The sequence below is a fragment of the Pseudomonas sp. HMSC065H01 genome, from assembly GCF_001815235.1.
Taxonomy (GTDB): domain Bacteria; phylum Pseudomonadota; class Gammaproteobacteria; order Pseudomonadales; family Pseudomonadaceae; genus Pseudomonas; species Pseudomonas aeruginosa.
Window position 1 is genome coordinate 1 of record NZ_KV819891.1, and the last position, 235, is coordinate 235.

Genomic DNA, 235 nt, shown 5'->3' on the forward strand with positions numbered 1-235 from the left:
CTGAGCCGCTCCTACCGCGAGTGGGAATACTGTGTGCAATACCGCGAGACCAGCTTCGATTTCGTCAGCCGGCTGATGGAGCAGGAAGGCATCTACTACTGGTTCCGCCACGAAAAGAAGCGCCACATCCTGGTGCTCTCCGATGCCTACGGCGCGCACCACAGCCCGGCCGGCTACACCAGCGTGCCCTATTACCCGCCGAGCCTCGGCCATCGCGAGCGCGACCACTTCTTCG

Annotated in this window: 1 protein-coding gene; it reads left to right on the forward strand. The window is 63.0% G+C overall.

Features of this window, described 5'->3' with window-relative positions; genetic code table 11:
• Positions 1–235: contractile injection system protein, VgrG/Pvc8 family (locus tag HMPREF3014_RS15355; RefSeq protein ID WP_256562443.1), on the forward strand; the 235-nt coding region annotated here is incomplete at both ends.